Below are 4,785 nucleotides of genomic sequence, written 5' to 3' on the forward strand. Positions count from 1 at the left end.
GGAGGTGGCAGCGCGAAGCGCTGACGGAGGGGCAAATGGCGCGACGTCGCGGCCCCTCCACCATCCGCTTCGCGGACGGTCCCCCTCCCCGTCGCTGCGCGACAGGGAGGATTCATGATCTATCCCACCCGCCGCGCCATCTATCTGCTGCTGCTCGGCGCCCCGCTGGCGCTGGCGCTCGGGCTCGTGCGGCCCGAACTGTGGGTGATCGCGCCCGCGTGGATCGGCCTCCTTCTCTTCGGCCTGCTCGTCGACGCGATGCTCGGCGCGAACCCGCGCCGCCTTGCCCTCGACGCCACCATGCCGCACCAGGTCGGCGTCGGCGACCCGTTCGACCTGCGCCTCGTCGCGAAGGGGCCCACCGTCCCGCGCCGCGCCGAGATCGCGCTCGCGCTCGACGAGCGGCTCGCCCCCGGCGGGCGTCTTGCGGGCGAGATGCGCCGCGCGAGCGATGCCGAGGCGCTCGTCCGCACGCTGCCGCTCGTGGCGTCGCGGCGCGGACGGGCGCTTGTCGAGGCATTGTGGGTCCGCTGGGCGGGGCCGCTCGGGCTCGTCTGGAAACAGCGCCGCTTCGCGCTCGATCGGGCGATCTCGGTCGTTCCCAGCCTGCGATCGGTCACCGAGGAAGGCAGCCGCCTGTTCCAGCGCAACAGCTGGTTCGGCCTCCGCCAGCAGCAGCTCCGCGGCGAAGGCACCGAATATGAAGCGCTCGCCGAATATCAGCCCGGCATGGACCGCCGCGCGATCGACTGGAACGCCTCGGCGCGCCACATCAAGCTGCTCGCCAAGGAATATCGGGTCGAGCGCGACAACCGCGTCGTCCTTGCGATCGATGCCGGACGCACGATGGCCGAGCCCGTGGGCGGGATGCCACGCGTCGACCGCGCCGTCTCGGCGGCGCTGCTGCTCGCCTATGCGGGGCTCAAGCTCGGGGACCGCATCAGCTTCTTCTCCTTCGCCGCCAAGCCGCAGGCGCTGACCCCGGCCTATATGCACATCCAGGATTTCCCGGCGCTCCAGCGCGCCGCGAGCCTCATCGACTATGCGCCGGTCGAGAGCAATTTCACCCTTGCGCTGTCGACGCTGTCGGCCGGGCTCAACCGCCGCTCGCTGATCATCCTGTTCACCGAATTCACCGACGCGACGAGCGCCGACCTGATGATCCGCGCCGCCGGGCGGTTGGTCAGGAAACACCGGCTGCTGTTCGTCGTGATCCGCGACGACGAGCTCGAGGAGGTCGAGCGCGGCCGCCCCGAAAGTGCATCGGACGTCACCCGCGCCAATGTCGCCGCGGCGATGCTTCGCGACCGCCAGCTCGTCATCGCGCGGCTCCAGCGTCTCGGCGCCGACGTGATCGAGGTGCCATCGGACGCGATGGGGGCAGCGGTGGTCGAGGCCTATCTGGGTATCAAGCGAGGCGGCAGCCTGTGAGCGCACCCGAGCTTCCCTCTTTTTCGACCGGCCGCTTCCGCGCCGAGCGCGAAGCCGACTGGATCGCCTTCGACCTGCTGCTCACCAAGCTCGAAAAGCGCGGCGCGAAGGCGCTGACCAGCGACGAGCTGCTCCAGCTTCCGATCCTCTATCGCGCGACGCTGTCATCGCTCTCGATCGCGCGCGCGACGAGCCTCGACAAGGCGCTGCTCGACCATCTCGAGGCGCTGTCGATCCGCGGCTATTTCCTCGTCTACGGCGTCCGCGAAACGCGCTGGAGCCGTATCCGCCGCTTTGTCCTTTACGACTGGCCTGCCGCGGTGCGCGCGGTGTGGAAGGAAACGCTGATCATTTCGCTGGTGATCATCCTCGGCGCGCTGACCAGTTGGTCGCTCGTCGCGCACAATCCCGAATGGTATTATAATTTCGTCGACGAAAGCATGTCGGGCGGCCGCGACCCGCGCGCCACTGTCGAGTTCCTGCGATCGACGCTCGGCCACGGTAAGGACGGGGGCGGAGAGGAAAGCGGGCTCCACGTCTTCGCGACCTTCCTCTTCACCCATAACAGCCGCGTGTCGATCATGTCCTTCGCGCTCGGCTTCGCCTTCGGCGTGCCGACGATGATGCTCGAATATTATCAGGGCATCGGCCTCGGCGCGATGCTCGCGGTCTTTTCGTCGAAGGGGCTCGGGCTCGATTTCGGCGGCTGGCTGTTCATCCACGGCACGACCGAGCTTTTCGCCGCCGCGCTGTCGGGCGCGGCGGGGCTGCGCATCGGCGCCGCAGTCGTCTTTCCGGGTGCGCGGTCGCGGCTCGAAGCCGCCGCCGACGCCGGCAAGACCGCGGGCAAGGTGATGGTCGGGGTTATCCTGATGCTGCTCGTCGCAGGGCTGCTCGAGGGCTTCGGGCGCCAGCTGATCACCGACACCATGCTGCGCTATGGCATCGGGACGGTGATGCTGCTGTTCTGGCTCGGTTATTATTACATCCCGCGGCGCGGAGACGTCGCATGACCGCGGCGACCAACACGCGGATGCGCAACGCGAGCGCGAAGAAGGTCCGCGAATTCGTAACGCCCGAAGGCGTCGACCTGCAACTCAGGATCGCCAGTTCGGGCTTGCGGCTCGGCGCGCTGATCGTCGACCTGCTCGTCATCACGGTGACGCTCTTCGTGTTCAACCTGCTGGTGGACTGGATCAGCCACGCCACTCCGCGCGACATCGCCTTCATGATCTGGATGCTCGGCGCCTTCGTGCTGCGCACCTTCTGGTTCATCGGCTTCGAACTCGGGTCGCGCGCCGCGACGCCGGGCAAGCGGCTGATGGGCATCCGCGTCGTCGCGCGCAACGGCGGGCGGCTGACCGCCGACGCGGTGGTGGCGCGCAACCTGATCCGCGAGCTCGAGCTGTTCCTGCCGCTGATGATGCTTGGCGTCGGCGCGGCCGAGGATATGGTATCGGGCTGGACCGTCCTCGCCGGCGTGATCTGGTCGCTGACGCTCAGCCTGTTTCTGTTGTTCAATCGTGACAGGATGCGGATGGGCGACCTGATCGCGGGCACCTGGGTCGTGATGGCGCAGCGCGCGAAGCTCGACAGCGACATCGCGACCGCCGACGAGGCCGGGGCGATGCAGTTCAGCGACGCCGAGCTCTCGGTTTACGGCATCTTCGAACTGCAGGAGCTCGAACGCATCCTGCGCGGCCGCGACCCGCGCGCGATGCGCGAGGTCGCGGACACGATCCGCGCCAAGATCGGCCGGCCGGTCGCCGAAGAGGATGACGTGTTCCTGCTTTCCTACTACCGGCAACTCAAGGCCCGGCTCGAACGCGGGCTGCTGTTCGGCAAGAGACGAGAGGATAAATATGCCAGCGAATGAGGCTGTATCGGTCACCGAAGCGCTCCACCGGCGCCGCTCGGTGCGCGCCTTTTCGGACAAACCCGTCGATCCCGCGGTCCTCGAGGCGGTCTTTGCCGCGGCGCAGCGCGCGCCGTCGGGCGGCAACCTCCAGCCCTGGCAGGCGGTGGTGCTGACCGGCGCGCCCTGGCAGCGGGTGAAGGATGCGGTCGCGGCGCGGATCGCGCTGGGGCGCGAGGGCTACCAGCCCGAATATGACATCTATCCGAAAGGCCTGACCGATCCGTGGGAAAGCCGCCGCTTCGGCGTCGGCGAGGCGCTCTACGCCTCGCTCGGCATCCCGCGCGAGGACAAGAAGGGACGGCTCGCTCAATTCATGGACAATTACCGGGGTTTCGGCGCACCGGTGATGCTTTTCCTCCATTGCTCGCGCATCATGGGGCCGCCGCAATGGTCGGACATGGGGATGTGGCTGCAGTCGGTGATGCTGCTGCTCGTCGAACATGGCCTCGCCAGCTGCCCGCAGGAATGCTGGGCAATGTACGGGGTGACGATCCGCGAGACGCTGGACCTCGGCGAGGACCAGATATTGTTCACCGGCCTTGCGATCGGCCATGCCGACGAGGATGCGGCGGTGAACCAATGGCCCGTCCCGCGCGTCGGGCTGGATGAAGTGATCGATTGGCGAGGGTTTTGATAATGACGATCGGGCGGGCATGGACAGGCTTCGGCATCGCGGCGGCGACGCTGTTGGTCGCGGGCTGCGCCGCCGTGCCGAAGGCCGCGGCCCCGCCGCCCGCGCCGGCGCCGTCCCCTGCCCCGGCGCCCGCACCGCCGCCCGCTGCCGCAGAGTCATGGGAAGATCGCGCCCTCACCGCGGGCGCGTGGCGCTATGACGCGGGCAGCCGGACCGCGAGCTTCGTCCAGAGCGGCAACCCCGGCCCGCTGCTCTCGCTTGCCTGCAGCGGCGGCAGCATCCGCCTGACCTCGGGGCTCGACGGCGATGTTGCGCTGCGCACCAGCGCCGGAACCGACCAGATCCGCTTCGACGGCGGCAGCGCGAGCGTCCCGAGCCGCGACACCCGGCTCGACCGCATCGCCTTCAGCCGCGGCCGCTTCGCGCTCGAAGGGACAACCGGCGCGCTGACGCTCCCCGTCCAGTCCGAAATCGGCCGCGCGATCGAGGATTGCCGGGGGTAGAGGGCGGCGTCTGCCCTGGGGGTGGTATTCGTGACGGCTTCGTTCGCCATCGCGGCCCGGATTTTTCAAAGTTCAGGAAAGTTCAGCCCATTGCATGGTCCGTTGCGACCGGGCGGATTTCCGAACGCATCCCGCCCGCCGGGTTGCGGCCGACTTTATGCGTCAGATGAAGGCTGACACAGCCGGATATTGTAGGAAAGGCCTTTCTTTGCGTCGGTTTTCGGGTAGGAAGCGGTCGCCCCAAGCTCGTCATGCTGGCTGCGGCGATGGCCTCGCTGTTTCAGCATCCATGGCCGGGC

5 protein-coding genes are annotated in these 4,785 nt (G+C 68.2%); all 5 read left to right on the forward strand.

Annotated features, from left to right (window positions below; all coding sequences use genetic code 11):
* Nucleotides 1-114: 114 nt before the first annotated feature.
* The 5 genes from J1N50_RS03415 to J1N50_RS03435 are packed head-to-tail and all read left to right on the forward strand — an operon-like array spanning nt 115 to nt 4,486.
* On the forward strand, nt 115-1,431 hold the full coding sequence (locus J1N50_RS03415; RefSeq protein WP_215350378.1) for a DUF58 domain-containing protein: 1,317 nt from the start codon (nt 115-117) through the stop codon (nt 1,429-1,431).
* Nucleotides 1,428-2,444, forward strand: coding sequence for a stage II sporulation protein M (locus tag J1N50_RS03420; RefSeq protein WP_215350379.1), 1,017 nt, complete (start codon nt 1,428-1,430; stop codon nt 2,442-2,444). The genes J1N50_RS03415 and J1N50_RS03420 overlap by 4 nt, the downstream gene beginning before the upstream one ends.
* Nucleotides 2,441-3,307 carry an RDD family protein gene (locus tag J1N50_RS03425; protein ID WP_215350380.1) on the forward strand — a complete coding sequence of 289 codons (867 nt, stop codon included), beginning with the start codon at nt 2,441-2,443 and terminating at the stop codon, nt 3,305-3,307. The genes J1N50_RS03420 and J1N50_RS03425 overlap by 4 nt, the downstream gene beginning before the upstream one ends.
* A complete protein-coding gene (locus J1N50_RS03430; RefSeq protein WP_215350381.1) occupies nt 3,294-3,983 on the forward strand; it encodes a nitroreductase in 690 nt (229 codons plus the stop codon). The genes J1N50_RS03425 and J1N50_RS03430 overlap by 14 nt, the downstream gene beginning before the upstream one ends.
* Nucleotides 3,984-3,985: 2 nt before the next feature.
* Entirely contained in the window at nt 3,986-4,486 is a 501-nt protein-coding gene (locus tag J1N50_RS03435) for a hypothetical protein (protein ID WP_215350382.1), read from the forward strand.
* Nucleotides 4,487-4,785 lie beyond the last annotated feature (299 nt).

It is taken from the genome of Sphingopyxis soli, assembly GCF_018682675.1.
In the GTDB taxonomy this organism is placed as follows: domain Bacteria; phylum Pseudomonadota; class Alphaproteobacteria; order Sphingomonadales; family Sphingomonadaceae; genus Sphingopyxis; species Sphingopyxis soli.

What these genes read in the sequence shown, in the direction of transcription:
- J1N50_RS03435 (WP_215350382.1), top strand. Translation starts at nt 3,986, where the DNA reads ATGACGATCGGGCGGGCATGGACAGGCTTCGGCATCGCGGCGGCGACG.
- J1N50_RS03415 (WP_215350378.1), top strand. Translation starts at nt 115, where the DNA reads ATGATCTATCCCACCCGCCGCGCCATCTATCTGCTGCTGCTCGGCGCC.
- J1N50_RS03425 (WP_215350380.1), top strand. Translation starts at nt 2,441, where the DNA reads ATGACCGCGGCGACCAACACGCGGATGCGCAACGCGAGCGCGAAGAAG.
- J1N50_RS03430 (WP_215350381.1), top strand. Translation starts at nt 3,294, where the DNA reads ATGCCAGCGAATGAGGCTGTATCGGTCACCGAAGCGCTCCACCGGCGC.